Consider the following 17,168-nt stretch of genomic DNA (forward strand, 5'->3'; position numbering starts at 1 on the left):
CTCTTTAACATGGAGCAAAAATAACATATTGCTACCTAAGCGCCTATACCTATTATTTAATACTAGCAACAAGCACTATTTATACCTTCAGGCTTTTAATTCTCCTTTGATTAAGCTCCGTCAGTTCCATCCCCTTCAATAATGTAGATCGCAAGAGCTTTGTGTGCCCGGAATGGATTCACCGGGAGTGGCGCTCCTGGGCGCCGCAGGCATTCCGCTATTAAACTACCTACCTAACCTTTCAAGGGTTTTGAACCCTTGAAGGGTTGAAATCGCTCCACTAATTATTAAACTGCTAAGGATATCAAAACCTCTGGAAGGTTGGACAAAAAACTTCAATTGTTAAACTATCTTTGACATCTTTCAGGGCAGGTACAGCCTTTTACAGAGGCGAACGTTTTTTCTGCCCTAAGAAGCAATCCGTGGCTTTAACCAGGCGGATCCCTAAAAAGGAGTGGGTGCCAAACGTAGTGGGTTGCTTTTTCACAAACCCACCACGTCCCGCTGTTTTTTAATCGGAATATCTTACTTGATAACCAGCCAAGCAATTTGCCTGGAATGGCAGTGGCGATCTTGGACACCGCAGGCATTCCGCTGGCGCGGAATATTCGGATTGCAAATCCGAGTTACATGTAGCTCGCAGTTGAACTGCGATTAGTCCGCAAGGGCTTTAGCAACAACCGTATATTTAATCCTTCCTCGCAGAAAAAATATCCTTTTGGAGATGACGGATCATCTTGACCCTCTTCCGGGCATTGTAATCTGCTGTCAGCATCCTCGGGAAAAGGGTCGGCACCGGAATATGCATCATTGTATAATCGTGATCCAGTTTGTGACTTTCAAATTGCAGAAACATCATCCTGAATATTTCAGCTAAATTTGTAGGCGCAAGTACTTTTTACACTATAACTAAAAATCGAAAACATGCCCAATAAACTGGAGAAATTAAAAAGTCTAGGGAAAGGCCTTTTACATAAATTTGTTGAACAGCAGTTCCACTTTCGTCCCTATTTAAAGCCTCTTAGTATTAGAGATCTAAATGCTGTTTTCTATTACGGCACCCCTCAAGCCTCAGAATGGTATGACCCAATTAAGCCTTATGCCTTGTTGGAGTATAATTGGGTATTAGAAAACATCGAGCTAAAAAATAAGAAGATAATTGATGGCGGTTGCCATCATGGGCAGTATTCTGTAGTCCTAGCCAAAGGTTCAGGTAACACGGCTGAATTAGTGGCCGTGGATCCATTTCCGATGAACTGTCTTTTGACAAACATCAATCGTTGTTTAAATGACTTAAACTTTAAAATTCTTGAGAAAGCAATTAGCGAGAAGGAAACCACACTTTTTTTCTCAGATCAATCAAACGGACATTTAACATCGAATGGAAAGCTTAAAGTGGAATCGACCACTTTGTATAATATAATGCCTGATGCTGAGATAATCAAGCTCGATGTGGAAGGTGAGGAATTTAAAATAATTCCAAATGACATTGAAAGAATGTCGAAAGTTACGACATGGATAGTTGAGGTTCATCCATCTAATCAGCGCATTCCAGATGACCTTATAAAAGTATTTCTAAATAATAATTATGAAATCTTTTGGATTAATAGAGAGAATAATCAAGTAGAAAAATACAACCTGAATTCAGAATGGAGGTCACATAGTACTGTCTTTTGTTTAAAGAGGTAAATGCTGAAAACTATGCAAAAGGAATCAGTGAACGGGTCTGTAATCTGCACTCTGTCCTGCTTAAATTTTAGTTCCTGCCGGGCACCAAGTTAAATTTATAATTGCTGCACGGTCAATGCCAGATGGCAAAATACGACCTCTGAATGGATATAAACTCAATAGCCAGACCTAGTTACGAAAATAAATTCAATCTCTTCATGAGGTAATAAGAGGCGATACTTTTTATGGCGGGACCCGTGCTGAGAATTCCGGAAATGGGAGCACGAGGTATGATCATAAGAAACTATCGCTGTTATCTATTTATTCAATTCCCGAATATTTCATTTGATTCCTCATCCCGTTTGCTGAAAAACCCTGGAATAACAGTGATGGATAGTGTTGAAACATCAGGTATTATGTAACCAGAAGGTTATTGAGTTCTATTACAGCTATCCACTCGCATACACGCCTTACGAAATCTTCAGGTAGGTAGATTCACCGGCAGTGGCGATCTTGGACACCGCAGGCATTCCGCTACTGCGGAATATTCGGATTGCAAATCCGAGTTACATGTAGATCGCAGTTGAACTGCGATTAGTCCGCAAGGGCTTTGTGTGCCTGGAGTAGATTCACCGGCAGTGGCGATCTTAAATGTATATTTGTTGCGCAGAAACCACAACTCTTCATTATAAATAAAGACCCTGTAAAAGTGAAAGAAGCAGCCAACACAAGGACCCTAAGTGCGGAATAATAAAATACATTTAATATTTTAAAGAATTAGTCTCTAAAAAATACAAAAAATGAAAAAACCTGCAATTCTTCTAATGCTATTATTCCTGTCCCCGCTATTAAGTAGAGCACAGGCTCCGGCAACTGACAGTATACGGGAAAGACCTGAAATGGTTAGGGAGGAGAAAATATTCGTTGTGGTAGAGCAAATGCCGGAATTTCCGGGCGGGCAAGTAGCGCTGTTCAAATATATTAAGGAGAACCTGGTATACCCGGAAAAAATGCAATCTGAGGGAATCAGCGGAACTGTTGTTTTAACTTTTGTGGTAAATGAGGATGGCAGCATCACCCAGATCCGGCCTATCAAATTCTTGCATCCTGAATTAGACCGGGAAGCCATTCGGGTGGTTGAGTCAATGCCAGCCTGGGAATGTGGCAAACAGCGTGGACGGCCAGTCAAAGTGCGTATGAATCTTCCTTTTAAATTTGAATTAGATCAGCAATGATTTGCATTTCAGGACTTTGATTTATTCTAATAGGGCATTTAAGCAAAAAAACGTCTGAAGTTTCCCCGTAGTAATTCTCACTTCCCCCTGACGTCCAGCGCGTCCTGCAATCCGTTGCCCACAAGGTAAAACGCCAGTACGGTAAGGCAAATAAAAATGCCGGGCAGCACGGCCAGGTACGCATTGCCAAAAACGATCATCATGTAATTTTCTTTGATCATGTAGCCCCATGACGGAACGGGCGGCTGCACGCCTATTCCCAGGAAACTCAATCCAGCTTCCAACAGTATAGCCGCTGCGAAATTGGCCGCGCATACCACAATGAGGGGGCCTGTAATATTGGGCAACAAATGACGGGTGATGGTGCGGAAGCTCCCGTAGCCCAATGCACGCGCGGCCTCTACAAATTCCTTTTCTCTGGTGCTCATGATCTGGCCCCGGACGATGCGCGCTACTTCCACCCACATACTTACGCCCACGGCCACGAATACCTGCCAGAATCCCTTTCCCAATGCCAGGCTGAATGCGATGACCAGCAACAATGTGGGAAGAGACCACCATACATTTATGAACCACATTACTACATCATCAGCAAAACCGCGGAAGTAGCCTCCGATGGTGCCGAGCGTAATCCCAATTACAAGAGAGATGAGCACTGCTATAAAGCCCACTGACAGCGACACGCGGATGCCTAGCAGAAGGCGGCTGAACAGGTCCCGCCCAAAAGAATCAGTACCCAGCAGAAAATGACGCTTTTCCAGGTTATTCTCTTCCACCAGGTTCGCCAGTTCCTGCAATTCGATTTGCTGCTGGCCGCCAACTGCATCCTCAAAATAAACTGTGTTATCCTCGCTCCGCACCGATTCCAGATCAAGGGCAAAATGAATGTCTGCGAGAAGGTAATGCTCAGTGGGACCTTTTTCCCCTTCCCAGCCAGTAACTCTTGTAATGCGCAGAGAATCTTTTACGAACTCATATTCAGCAACAGGAATAAAATTATAAGGACTTTCCCGGCCCTCCAGCATAGCGCTGAGAAAGGAGGTCTCAGGAAGTTGCAGATTTTTGCGTTTTTTCAGGATAAGCGCCTGGGTTCCCGGTGGCTGCGTCTTTAGCTCAATAATCTGCGCATTTGCATCCGGAGACGGATCCGGGAGGATCAGGTAACCTGGAATAGCAATAAGCGTGAGGAGCAAAATATAGCTGAGGCCCACCACCGCCAACCGGTTCTTCAGGAACCTCTTGCGGGTGTGCCAGGCAGGGGAGCGGCCTTGCTCATGTTCAGTCTTCATCCTCCTGAACGGAGTTATGCGCTACAAGGCCATCGCGCGTGATGAGATAATGGTAAGCATACATATTGTCTGCATCATAAATAAACGAGCGTTTAAAATCCCTGTCTGTTTCACTATACTTCATCGCCACCACCAGTTTATTATCAATCAGCAGTCGCAGACTATCTGCCACCTGGTTTTTCGGAGCATCCACCTCGTCCAGAATATTTTCAAAAGGCTCTACAAAATAGAGCACGTTCAAAATATCATATTCAAGTCCGGTAAGTTTCTTCATTTTACTTTTCGTCCTTTCCAGGTGTAGCCGCCAATATTTCCATAAATACCAATAAAAAGCACATAAAGGATGTGTAAAATAGCTGCAGGCAAAAATAGGATTAATAACGTTTTTCTATTAAAAAAGGAGGTCACCAAAAATAAAAACGCAGACTCGGATAATATTTTTAAGAAGAAAATTAAAATAAAAACCGGCCACCAGCCGGGATAAAAAAAACATAATATCCCTGCCACCAGCAGCAGCAAAGAATAGGTATAGGCCGCTGCAAGAATTACCGTTATTGAACGGTTACTGTAAAAAGTGCTTTTTGACACCCATCTTTTTCGCTGCATTACAAACTCGCGCAGACTTTTCGCAGCCCGTGTAAAAACGGTGGCATCACGGTTTTTCAAAAACAGCACTTTTCCCGGAAATGCATTAAAGAGCTTGTGCATGAGAAATTCATCATCTCCTGATGCAAGATGGCTGTTATCCCTGTAGCCTCCCACGGATCTGAAGGCGCTGAGGGAAAAAGCGAGATTGGCTCCGTTGCACATATTCGGGGTGCCATTGCGCAGTGATGCCGCACCGATCCCAATCAGGCTCAAAAACTCCAGCGACTGCATCCTTTCAAACAGGTTTGCTTCCTTATGGTAAGCCACGGGTGCCGATACCATGACCGGCTCCTTTTCCCGGATAAAGGCTGAGAGGACTGAAAGCCATTTGCTTCCACGATCGGTGTCGGCATCTGTTGTAATGATCCAATCTCCTTTTGCTGCTGCTATCCCTGCTTCTAGTGCCCGCTTCTTAAATGCCACCGCAGGCTGAGGAGCGGTGTCGTCCTGCATCTGCAAAAGCCTGAGTTCCGGTGCGCTGTCTTTTTTCTTAGCAATTAAATCTTTAACTACTGCCGCGGTTGCATCCTCAGAATGATCATTCACCACGATGATCTCCCAGGGGCCCGCCTCATAGTCCTGCACTAATAAATGCCGAAGGGTTCGCCCGATGTTCTCTTCTTCGTTTCGGGCAGCAATAACGATTGTAAAAAAATGGGTAGAATCAAAGCCTGGCACCGGCCGGTACGTATTAAGATTTGTCCAGCCTCGGATAAAACTGAGCACCAGCAGCACATAGAATAATGTGAATATCGCAAGTAAAAAGAAAAATGCTGTGAGCATAGGGTCGCTGCTATTTGCTGCTCAGTGAGGCGGGTCTTTCACTTGCCGTAATGGAGACTTCCTGCTGTGCTGTTTTTCTCAACTTCCGTTGTGTGCCCTCTTTTCTATACCGGGCTCTGAGAATGAAAACGGCTCCGAACAGCGATGGCAAAATGATATTGACGAGCCAGAGGGAATAGGAAGCGCTGAATATACCCGCTGTGTTGGCCGTCAAAACCTGCAGGATAGCGATCGATGCCGCACCACGAATTCCAAGTTCTGAGAGGGCAATTGAAGGAACCACAGACTGCACCAGAAATATTACGGCAATAAGTGCCAGGGCAGGAAACATCGCGACATTAATCTGAAACACCAACAAGAGCAAATAGAATTGCATCGCAAAAACAACATACCGTAAGGCAGAAATGCCCAGCACCGAGAGCATAAGTTTCCGGTCATAACGAGTGAGAATAGCCAGCCCCTGCCTCAGCTTCTTCCATTTTATACTGACCGGAACAAGCCTTACCGCCATCCCTATATTAAACAATGCAAGAAGATAAAGGAGACTCACCACCACCAATGCCCCAAGGATGATTATGATGACGACCGGACTATCGCTTCCTGCCACGTTCGTGATAAATGAAGATTTGTTTTGCCAAGCCATGAAGAGGCCGATGGTTCCGGCTATAAGCGTAACCGCCATTTGACAAAGACTTCCGGCAATCGTGCTGAAAATGGCCTTGATCCGGGCTTTTGGAGGCAGATAGAATACGCGGCCAATATACTCTCCGATGCGGTTGGGCATCCAGGTACTGATCGTTACCCCGCTGAAAACAGCCCTCATGGCGCGCCCAAATGAAATACGGGAAATGTGCCGCATGAGCAACTGCCACTTTCGCGATTCGAGGCTCCAGTTGGCGACCATCAGCAGCAGGGTCAGCAAGATCAGCCACGCCTCGAACCATCCGGTATGCAGCAGCATTTCATAAAGTTCCTTATACCTGCCGGTTCGGATCAGTTCAACGTAAATGTAGCTGAGGGTAACTGCTAAAACCAGAAGTTTGAAAACCCAAAGAAGCCGTGCAGCCAGTGTTTTTTGCTTCCGCATTAAGGAGGTTTAAATGCCGCAAAAGTAAGGCATGAGGCAGGAAGCGGGGTTTGATTTCCGCTATCTTTGCCTCTGTGGCAGCTATAAAAAACAAGATCATCCTTGGCATTGACCCCGGCACTAATGTAATGGGCTATGGCCTGATTACTATCAAAAACCGGGATGCAGAACTTCTGAACTGCGGGGTGGTGAAAATGCAACCCAAGACAGACCACATGGAGCGGCTGGCCAGGATCTTCAACCGCTGCATCTATCTCATAGACCAGTTCAAGCCTGATGTGCTCTCCATTGAAGCGCCATTTTATGGCAAGAATGTACAGAGCATGTTGAAACTTGGCAGAGCACAGGGAATGGCGATGGCCGCAGCTATTTCCCGCTCGGTACCGGTATTTGAATATTCTCCAAGGAAAATTAAAATGGCAATTACCGGCAACGGAAATGCCTCTAAAGAACAGGTGGCAGGAATGGTGAAGGCCATGCTTTCATTGCAATCAGAACCCTCATTCCATGACGCTACTGATGGTCTTGCTGTGGCGCTGTGCCATCATTTCCAGTTTAAAATTGAAGGGGAAAATACCGGTGCAAAATCCTGGAAGGCATTTCTCTCAGCCAATCCTGACCGCCTTGGGTAAAAGGCTCTGAGAAAACTTGTATTTCTTCATTCCAAATTCGACCGGATGTGCGCTGCAATCTGACGGAATTCCTCTTCAGCAAGGTTTAGCTTAGGCCGGGAGAAATTGATGTCTCCCACCTCGTTTATAGGAATGAGGTGAATGTGGGTGTGCGGCACTTCGAGGCCGAGTACCGCGATACCTATTCTCTCGCACGGAACAGCCTGCTCTATTGCAATCGCAACGGTCTTGGAAAAGATCATTAATCCTTTCAGCAATTCGTCTTCAAGATCAAATATATAATCCACTTCCTTTTTAGGCACCACCAGCGTATGTCCTTTCGCCAATGGATTTATATCCAGAAATGCGAAATACTTCTCACTTTCTGCAATTTTATAAGAAGGAATTTCCCCCTTGATAATTTTAGAGAAAAGGCTGGCCATAATGCAGGATTAGATTATTCAATGGTTATATCCAGAATTTCAAAGGAAAGCACACCAGCAGGGACGTTGATTTCCACCACTTCACCTCTTTTCCTCCCCAGCAGTCCTTTGCCTATTGGGCTTTGAACGCTGATTTTCCCTTGTTTCAAATCGGCTTCGTTTTCTGAAACCAGTTTGTACTTTGTGTTTTTCCCACTTCTCATGTTCCTGAGATGAACTGTGGAGAGGATCATTACTTTGCTGGTATCTATATTCTTTTCATCCAGGATGCGTGCATTCCCCAGGATTCCTTCCAGTTTAGCAATCTTCATTTCGAGCATTCCCTGGGCATCCTTGGCTGCGTCATATTCAGCATTTTCTGAGAGATCGCCTTTTTCCCGCGCTTCAGCAATTTGCTTTGAAATAGCAGGTCTCTCCTTTGTGGTTAGATGATGGATCTCCTGCTTCAGCTTTTCCAGCCCCTCCTTCGTAAAATATATTGCATCTTTCATCTTCAGCTAAAATTTCTACCGTTCTGTTAAAAGCAATAAACGCTTTGACCCCGTGGATCAAAACGTTTATTTATTAGTTCAAATTTAATAAGAAAACCTACAAACTCAACCGGCCTCCTATTGAATGAATTCCATTGAAATTAACAGTAGCACGGTATGAATAATCAAGTCCGAAACTTCGCCTGTAATCCCGTTTGCTGGTTTCGAGGGCTGTTCTGCCAAATGGAATATCTACCGAAACTCCGGCAGAAGGACCGGAGAAAGCTGTTCTCCTTTCTTCATCACTGAATATACCTTGCTGATAGGCATAACCACCTCTCACAGAAACAATTTTTCTGAAGGAATACTCGGCTCCAACAGAAAAAATATCAGTAGCAAATGCATTGGAAGAATAGGTTCCGGCAAGTGTCAACCTGTGAAACTCCAGATCCTGCATGATGCTGTCTCCAAACCGGAAATCATAGGAAAGGCCTATGCTAAGCATTGAAGGCAGTTCATATTGGGCAGAGCGGCTTTCCAGCGTTCTGTTCAGTTCATTACCCTGGATGATGCCGTTCACTGAAAGGCCATCACCATTGTAGGTCATGGGAGTTCCCACATTCCGAAGTGCAACGCCAAACTTGACGCGGTCGTAGTCTCCTGTAACGTACTGAATTCCTGCATCAAGCGCAATGCCCGTTGACTTCACGTCACTAATGGATTCCGATATGATCCTGACCAGGCCACCCCCTCTGATGGAGGGGGAAAATGCTTTTACGAAAGACGCCCCCAAGTTAAAATATTGAGGAGAGTAGGTACCGATCCCTCCTTCAGGATCCTCCTCAGTCGTTCTCTCAATATCGCCAAAATCAAATGCCATGAGACTCAGGCCAAGAAATTTAGTTCCTGCGCTGTCAAGGCTTGAAACCAAACCGAAGGAATTGATATTGATCCCGGAACCCCCAAGCCATGAGGTGCGGGAAAACATGAATTCGGTGCCTTTGGTAAATGCTAGTCCTGCAACGTTGAACCGCATGGCTTCCACACCTGATATGGAAGCACTGTTTGCTCCGCTCCATCCGGCACTTCGCGCCCAGGGATTTACTTGTAAACTCATGGCTCCTGCCTGTCCTGCACGATCAGGGTTGCCTGCTTCCACTCCGGCAGATGCCAGCAGGAACAGGAGGCCCAATGCGCTATAATATAATTTTTTCATCGTTGATTCTTCTTAAAGTTTTAAGGTTGAATACAAGGTTAAAATATGTCAAGATCAATGGGCCTCATTACCCCGAACCATTTAATTATCTTCTGGCCCAGTTCGCCACCGTCCACATGAATAATATAAATGCCGGACGAAATAGGAATTCCTGCGTGATTCTTTAAATCCCAATCAAGGAAATTAACATGGTTCTCAAAAGATTCATCTTTCCTGTATTGCCGGATCAGCGTACCATCCAGCGTATATATGGAAATATCCACTTTTGGAGGCAGGTTCGTAATCCTTACACGCGAATCCACCTGGCTATTTTCATACGCTGAATAAGCATAATATGGATTAGGAACAACCTGCACCATTTGCATAGCTTCTTCACCGGCTTCCTTGCTTTTTACGACCTGGATGTTTTCCGTGCTGAACCGGTACAGTGGAAGTGAGTTGTTTTCCACAGGTTGTCCATCGTTCACTTCGTAGGAGGCAAGTGGCTGCGACACACGCAGTTTCATCCTCATATCATTAGGAACTACGCCTTCTTCATACGATAGCATCGGATACTGGGGATTGCTCATCGGCAACAGCGTCCACATAGCTGAAGCGTAAAGTGCTCTTTTATGAACAGGCGAAGGCTGCCCCGACTGACCCAATAAACTAAGATAACTCGCTCCTGCATCATACGCAGATGAGTAATCAATAGCACCAAGCCCTCCGGTTGCCGCCATTACATAGGTGTAGTGCTTTCCAGCCATTACATAACGCAAATAGTTTTTCCCGGCTGCCGTGCTGTTCTGGATGGTTGCAGTAGGATTCCATTTCATATCATCGCCATTCTCGCCTTTGAAAAAAGAATCTTCACCGTAGAGGATATTAAGGCGCTGTCCTGTTTCCAGATCAATCGCATAACCGGGAAACCAGCCCATGCCGACTGCACTGATATAGTGAGGATCATCCGGGTTGTTGGAAGGAGCAGCGGAAGGATCAGCCATGTTTCCGTCTTTATCAATTGAAGGACTTCTCCGCATATCGAATTTCCGGGCACCTCCAACATTGTTCGAAGGATCTTCACCCATTTCAATTACCACGCAACGGGTCCATTTACTTTTATCAGAGGTGAAAACCAGGTCAACGCTGTGAAGACTATTCATGCTCACATCGCAGTGGGAACCTAATTTCGGCCCCAGGGTGTATCCTCCCCTGGACGCATTCACGTCAGATATGGCCGTGAGCGCGTATGGCGCAACGATGCCATCAAGAAGCGTTTCGTACACCGCATTTTCATCCAGCCAATTAGCCGCTCCGCAATAGGCGTCATCAGTTTGATCATTGGTACCTTCTCCGGCAGTACCCCCGTCATCTACATTGCCTGCACGTATCCAATTCAGCGGATTGGCAATTCCATTAAAGTCGCCATCCCCATCAGGAATTCCCGGCAACCATCTTTGGGACGGATCTTCATATTCCATGGTGGCATTGAGAAAACCGTTTTCCTCATCTGTGGTATCGGCTCCGGGCTCTGGCGCAACTTTGTGCGTTACGGAAAGCCCCCACTTCAGGATTACCTTTTCATCCGCACCGGCTGCGGTCGTATCCGATTCAACTGATTCGCCAGTGGAAAGATTAGTAAGCGTCCATTTGGACTGCCCGGTAAGGAGGGTTCCGCGTGCAGGATTAGCCGAAATATTAGGATCTGAAAAGCTTAGCTCAAATTCAGCACTTTCAACGGCAAGGGGGTCTATTACCTTTACATTAACCGGCCCCATTCCTTTTGCATAAACAGGCTCCGGCACAAAAGTATTGGCTAAAATTTCATCCTCCGTTTCAGGAGTGAGTTCCAGTATATTTCCACCGTTCCCCATACCTTCTATTCTTCTCAGTTCAGGTCCGGAACCGTATTCCGCTCCCACTACGGCACCACCAAATTCTGCAATGTTTCTGTGTGGTATACCAGTATAGGTATGAACATTTAAACGACCTGCCAGATATTGCCGGTCCTCATCCGGATTATCGGCATTGGCATAAGCCAATATCATATAGTAGTAAGACTTATAATTGATAAGACTATCCTCACCACTTGCAAAGTAATCCTGGGTAATTGAAAACGTATGGCTAATACCATCATTGGCCGCATCCAGGATCATGGGGACATAGTTCGTCTGTCCGATTACCGGATCGAATTCACGATTGATCAGTTGAGAAACCTGATCCTCTACGTCTACCTGAATGATAAGCCTGGCGAGATCAGCATTTGCCAGTTCAGAGGGAGTAGATTGTACGTTAGAGTTCGCCAATTGATAAATCTGGTATCCCTGGAAGGAATAGTATACAGTGTCACCATCTTCTGTTATTTCAAAGTCCCGGTAGTTCTCAATGGACTGAGTATTATTAAGGATGAGAACGAGTTGCCTGTCCAGTTCCTGAATGACCAGATCAGGTGCATCAGGACCATCAATCAGGTCAAAATTGTTGTTGTAAAGTTTCTGTGCTTTATCGTCAGCCAGTCTCAATTGATCCAGCGAGCCGGTAGCGCCACCCGTGGAAGCACGGGCCCATACAGCACCGGTTACAACGTAATTCACAGCACCAGGCGCAAGGCGGAAAGCCCCGGCTGACTGGAGAAACCTCCTGTCAGCAGGCCTGTTACCGGCTGTCACCTCTGACCATCCGTTCGCATCGCGTGGATCATCCGGAAACATATAGCTCGCAGGAGAGCCTGTTTTATAACCAGAGCCTCCGAATGTGATCGGTGTACCATCCTTCCAGGTACCTGTCAGGTAATTATAAAAATCCTGGCTCTCTTCAGGGTTACCGGTGGCGGTGAAATCATTGTTGTAGTAAACAAATTTTTCCATGCCCAGCACATTTCCATTTTCATCGGTGGGTCCCTGGAAAAAGTCAACTCCTACTGAGGGAGGGTTGCTGCCATATCCATTGGTTCCATCATCAAAGTTGTCACCGTTGTAGCATATCCCCAGGCTTCTTTCCACATCGCATCCTACGTAGTCATCAAAAGCATACCCGAGGTCGGCATCCACCCATTGTCCAAAGTATACGCTGTCCAAGGCATCACGTGAACGGTTTATGATCTTATTATTGTAAAATGTCATGTTATTGATTTCGTCATTCGTGGCAAAGGCAAATGCCTGTGTCTGAATTTCGAGACCGATGGGTGCGGCTTCGGATTCTTCATGAATGTTTCCCTTGTCGTTATAAACAAACCACAGTGTCTGGTCGCCAAAAACATCAGGGTAATCTCCGCCACCAGCATCAGGATTGTATACACCGTCCCCATCTTCGTCCACAAACGGAGCAATAAATTTGGCTTGGCCGGGACTTTTTCCATTGCCAGGCCACTGCCGGATTCCGGGTGTTACTTCGCCCGTTTCCCGGTAATTTTGTATTTCCTGACGGGAAATTTCATAGATCCTGTCCCACTGCAGACATTCCTCTACGCTGATCGTAGCACTTTGGGTATCCAAAGGACCGGGGTAAAAATCACTCCCTGATTGGCGGTAGGTCATGGCTGCAAGCTTAAGATTATTTCCGGCATCATATCCGCCAATCCAAAGGGCACCGGCAAAAAGGGAATAGCGCCTGATGGCACCTTCTTCCGTAACCTTAGGAATTTCATAGCGTGCCTGGCCCACCAGGTCCCACCACATATCGCCACCATTCATGATCCGGGCGCGGACGTTATTTATATCAAGATCCACCTGAGCAGAAGCCGGAGCACATCCCGCTACCATTTTGTTTACCTGGCTGCCCTGCTTTTTTACAGGTATCCCCACATTTTCTTCTGCTGACAATCCCGAAAAGGAGAAGCAGGTAAATGCGATGAAGATCCAATGATTGACTGCTTTATGCATTGTATTAAATTTTAAATCGTGAAAGATTCAATTAGAAATTAAAAATTGCCCCTAATCGGATAAAACGTGGTTGAGCATAATTTGCCGGATTATCCACTTTGAGTGAATACTGATCCACATAGGCTTCCGTACTCGTAGCATTCGCAGCCGTTTGACGACCTTCCACTGAAGCAAGGAATCCGTCATCATCAGGACTTCCGGTGTAAGCATAAACATTTACCACATTCAGGGAATTCAGGAGATTACTCACCCAGATATAGACATTAAGTGTCATTGGATTATTCTGGCGGTAAGCGGAAACTTCACTGTCATCCCGGTTCGTTCCCAGGAGGAAGTTTCTATCTACTTTCAGGTCAGCACGAAACTGCCACGGCAGGCGAGAACCATTAATATTCCCGCTTAATGCTCTTCGCTGTGCAACCCCAATGGCTACGGCCTGGGTCACGTTTTCCTGTTGTGTATAAGGTTCACCGGAGCGGGCATTGATGAGCAGGTTAAAGCCCATATTTTCCAGCAATGGAATATCTTTTTTATCATCGGCTTCTGCTGCAGGATTGGTTCCGTCCTTTTCTCCACGAACCCAGACCGGTCCGTTGTAACGGGGACCATCAAGGTAGCGATAGTCAACTACGGCTGCGATATTATGGCGAACGTCATAGCTCAGCGGCACCGGAATGCGCAGGCCGGGTAATCCAAGATTAGCGAAGTTGGCGCCTGAAGTTGCGGAAGAGCCTGTTCCATCTGCAAATTGAAGGGTATAATTAAAGTTGAGGCTCACATTTGAACCAGGCAACTTCCGGAGATCATATTTAGCTGCGAATCCTTTTACGGTACCAAAGTCAATATTGCCGTAAGAAGTATATTCAATCGGATACGCCTGAACTACTCTTACCACCTGCACCATATCCCGGATCTCTCCATAAAATGCTTGCAACGTCAGCGCGGTATTGACACTCAGCTTTTGCTTGAACCCAAGTTCATAGTTGATTCTCTTTTCCGGTCTTAGTGCCGGATTATTAATACGCCTGGTTGAACGGCTTTCCAGGAAGAAATAATCCTCAATTCCACCAATGTTATAGGTACGGGGGCGCTGTGTCAGGACATCATAGTTTGCAAAGAAAGATGCCTGGTCAGAGATGGGAAAGGAAAATGAAACTCTGGGCATCACAGACACCTGGGGCTGGTAGTCCTCAAATGACTCCGTTGTCAGTTCCTCCTCCGTATTAAGGAGGTAAGGTTGGATTGTACCGGTTGTAGTACTCAGGGCAATATTATTCGGATCATTTATTTCGGCCCCCGTTTCGTCATACCAGGTATCACCATCACGGTAGCCTACAATTTGAGGAGAAGGACTAGACAGGTCATTTACGTATACCTTAAAGTCGCTTCCGATATTTCCCGGGTGGTTATAATTATCACTAATCTCCCCGGCAGTCCGGATTGGATACAGGGAATAGGGATCTTTCAGTACCGGCTGGTTGGCGTCAAAGCGATCTACCCGTACGCCCACCCGGAAGATCAGATCGCGGAAAGCAAATTTATCCTCAATGTAACCAGCTACATAGATGGGATTATAAGGTGCCAACAGGCGTCTTTCATCATCAACAAAGTCCGCAAGCGATGGCCTTCCTTTTAACTTATCCCCTTTATAGTCGTATCCATAATACGCGACCAGTGAATTACCCTGGCTCAGGAGATCGTCTGCACTAAACATATCCAGAGAATAATCAGCCGGGCTGTACCGGTCAATATTGATAATGGAGCGTTCGGTGATAGGATTTCCGTAAATGTCCGTAGCGCCTCTGTCAATCAGTGATTGCCTGAAATTCCGGTCAAAATCAGATTGGGCATCCGGGTTCGTGACCGATTCATCAAACGGAAGAAAATCCACGGTATCCTGAAAAACTTCATCTCTGTATCGGCCAACGGGATTCGCAGTATCAAGCTGGGACAGGTGGCTGTTCATCAACTGGCGCATTTGTGTCCAAAGTCCAGTCGCGTTAATGCCATACGAGCGCTCTACGCGCTGTTCAAACTGCACTCCGAATTTTATTGCATGATTTCCAACATTCCCAGAAGCCGTAGCAAAAAGATTGAACTGATCCTCTTCCAGCTTTTGATAATTGGGGTATTGCGCACCACTGTTGTTCCAAAGAGAATAAATGATCCGTGGTGCGTCCCCGTTTCTAAGGCCACCAAAGGCCACAACCTCATTTAGGCTACTAACATCCCCGTCCTGCAAATCAAAAAATTGTTTAGTATAATTTTCTGTAGTGGGATTCAGGCCTGCCGGTGTAAATTTCACCAGGGTATCCTGATAGCCCTGTAACACATTGGTATAAGTTTTCTGGCCATTCACTACAATGGTATCCAGTGCATAAAACGGTGCCCTGTAGGTTTCAAAAGATCCCAGGTACCCATAGTCAAAAACATTATCCTTATGCGTATCATCCTGGCGGGTAAAGTATTGCTTTGAATAATCAACCTGAACGGAATAATATGCATTCTTAATGGTCGAGGCTGAGTCATAATCGAAATTTTGTCCGAAACGCAGGTATCCCCGATAGTTGCTCCTGATCACCTGGGGATTATTGCTGCTGTTGACCAGGGAATAGCTGTAGATATATTCATTGTAATTTCTATATCCAAACTGTCCTCCAGCGGTCACATTAAAATTCTTAACAGGCTGGAAATCAAGTTTCCCTGAAAGATTAAAATTGATCTCATCAGTATTGGGCTTTATTTTACCCAATTCAAAATCATCCTGGGTAAGAAATTCGGAAGCCGGGACAAAACCAATACCTCCAGGAGCAGGACGAATAGGATTTCGCTGAATCTCGTCAAGCACATCATCTTTTATTGTATAAATACCAATCGCAGAAGGATCATTGTCCCTGGTACGGCTAACGTTCCCTGCCAGGAAATATCCTAACATCACGGAGTCGCGCCTGTCATCCTTGTCTTTTACGATCAGCGGTCCTGTCACGTTTGCCTCAAGGAGATTATAGCCATAAGGATCAAACATCTCTGAAGAAATAAGCTCTAAACCACCGCCAAACCGGGTGGATGGCCCCCTTGTGGTAATGCTGATAATCCCTCCTATAGCATCGCCATATTCGGCAGGAACCCCACCTGTTATTACCTGAAGCTGCTCAATAGCATTCTGCGGCATGCTGAGACGCCCGCGAACCTTCATTCCGTCAATATAATATTCCGTAGCATCGGTTCTTGCACCTTTGATATTGGGGGTTCCGCCATCCTTGGAATATACACCACCGGCAATAGCGGCAGCCTGGTTTACACTTCGGGTTGGAAGTGCCTTGATTTCTTCTTTCGTAATCGTTTCGCCCTGGGTGGTTTCATCCAGCTCGATCAATGGCTTCACGTATTCCACAAAATCTACGGTGGTAAGTTGGGTAGCCGAAGAGGTCATCTTAATATCCACCTTAGTAATTCTCCCAGCGTTAACTATAACATTTCTTGATTCGAAAGGGCGATAACCCACATAGGTAACTCTGATGGTGTAGGATCCGGGCGTCAGAGGCTTGATCGTATAATAGCCTTCAACATCAGTCGCTGATCCGCCTTTTTGCGCTCCGTTTAGCTCTGCCACCACGTTGGCAAACATAATCGGTTCTCCGGTTTGAGCATCGGTTATTCGTCCGCTTACCTCACCTGGTGAGGATTGCGACCAGCCGCAAACGGAGATGAATAACATTGACAGTACGAGAGGAAGTAACTTTATCTTCATGATATCCAGTTTTTGAAAAAAATGTGTCCAAAAATGCAAAAAAATATGGCAATGTCCCTTTGCTCTATCCTGCAAAAAGCAACAAGAGCCTCATTTTCAATTCTTTT

12 protein-coding genes are annotated in these 17,168 nt (G+C 45.8%); 3 read left to right on the forward strand and 9 right to left on the reverse strand.

All coding sequences use genetic code 11. The features are described 5' to 3' along the window. Positions 1 to 924: 924 nt before the first annotated feature. Both WD077_09660 and WD077_09665 read left to right on the forward strand, forming a co-directional pair. Positions 925 to 1,689, forward strand: coding sequence for an FkbM family methyltransferase (locus WD077_09660; protein ID MEX0967493.1), 765 nt, complete (start codon positions 925 to 927; stop codon positions 1,687 to 1,689). 779 nt (positions 1,690 to 2,468) lie between these two features. Next, the gene (locus tag WD077_09665; protein MEX0967494.1) at positions 2,469 to 2,903 is read left to right on the forward strand and encodes an energy transducer TonB; all 435 of its coding nucleotides are present in this window, start codon (positions 2,469 to 2,471) and stop codon (positions 2,901 to 2,903) included. Between the two features lie 77 nt (positions 2,904 to 2,980). Here WD077_09665 and WD077_09670 read toward each other — a convergent pair whose 3' ends face one another. From WD077_09670 to WD077_09685, 4 genes are read right to left on the reverse strand one after another with little or no spacing between them, the layout of a single operon-like run. Then, the gene (locus WD077_09670; GenBank protein MEX0967495.1) at positions 2,981 to 4,192 is read right to left on the reverse strand and encodes an ABC transporter permease; all 1,212 of its coding nucleotides are present in this window, start codon (positions 4,190 to 4,192) and stop codon (positions 2,981 to 2,983) included. Beyond that, on the reverse strand, positions 4,182 to 4,466 hold the full coding sequence (locus tag WD077_09675) for a hypothetical protein (GenBank protein MEX0967496.1): 285 nt from the start codon (positions 4,464 to 4,466) through the stop codon (positions 4,182 to 4,184). The genes WD077_09670 and WD077_09675 overlap by 11 nt, the downstream gene beginning before the upstream one ends. Next, positions 4,463 to 5,623 carry a glycosyltransferase gene (locus tag WD077_09680; GenBank protein MEX0967497.1) on the reverse strand — a complete coding sequence of 387 codons (1,161 nt, stop codon included), beginning with the start codon at positions 5,621 to 5,623 and terminating at the stop codon, positions 4,463 to 4,465. Before WD077_09680 ends, WD077_09675 begins: the two co-directional genes overlap by 4 nt. A 10-nt stretch (positions 5,624 to 5,633) precedes the next feature. Continuing rightward, positions 5,634 to 6,710, reverse strand: coding sequence for a lysylphosphatidylglycerol synthase domain-containing protein (locus WD077_09685; protein ID MEX0967498.1), 1,077 nt, complete (start codon positions 6,708 to 6,710; stop codon positions 5,634 to 5,636). A 74-nt stretch (positions 6,711 to 6,784) separates the two neighbouring features. Between WD077_09685 and ruvC the strand changes: the two genes are divergently transcribed. Next, positions 6,785 to 7,342 carry a crossover junction endodeoxyribonuclease RuvC gene (gene ruvC, locus WD077_09690; GenBank protein MEX0967499.1) on the forward strand — a complete coding sequence of 186 codons (558 nt, stop codon included), beginning with the start codon at positions 6,785 to 6,787 and terminating at the stop codon, positions 7,340 to 7,342. Positions 7,343 to 7,368: 26 nt separating this feature from the next. On the opposite strand, the gene WD077_09695 is transcribed toward ruvC, so the two are convergent. From WD077_09695 to WD077_09715, 5 genes are all read right to left on the reverse strand, one after another. Further along, positions 7,369 to 7,764: an HIT family protein gene (locus tag WD077_09695; protein ID MEX0967500.1), complete on the reverse strand. Its 396-nt coding sequence runs from the start codon at positions 7,762 to 7,764 to the stop codon at positions 7,369 to 7,371. A 14-nt stretch (positions 7,765 to 7,778) separates the two neighbouring features. Next, entirely contained in the window at positions 7,779 to 8,255 is a 477-nt protein-coding gene (gene greA / locus WD077_09700; GenBank protein MEX0967501.1) for a transcription elongation factor GreA, read from the reverse strand. 97 nt (positions 8,256 to 8,352) lie between these two features. Further along, entirely contained in the window at positions 8,353 to 9,450 is a 1,098-nt protein-coding gene (locus WD077_09705) for a PorV/PorQ family protein (GenBank protein MEX0967502.1), read from the reverse strand. 38 nt (positions 9,451 to 9,488) lie between these two features. Further along, positions 9,489 to 13,310 carry a T9SS type A sorting domain-containing protein gene (locus WD077_09710; GenBank protein MEX0967503.1) on the reverse strand — a complete coding sequence of 1,274 codons (3,822 nt, stop codon included), beginning with the start codon at positions 13,308 to 13,310 and terminating at the stop codon, positions 9,489 to 9,491. 31 nt (positions 13,311 to 13,341) lie between these two features. Beyond that, the gene (locus tag WD077_09715; GenBank protein ID MEX0967504.1) at positions 13,342 to 17,061 is read right to left on the reverse strand and encodes a TonB-dependent receptor; all 3,720 of its coding nucleotides are present in this window, start codon (positions 17,059 to 17,061) and stop codon (positions 13,342 to 13,344) included. Positions 17,062 to 17,168 lie beyond the last annotated feature (107 nt).

This window comes from Bacteroidia bacterium, from assembly GCA_040880525.1.
Lineage (GTDB): Bacteria > Bacteroidota > Bacteroidia > CAILMK01 > JBBDIG01 > JBBDIG01.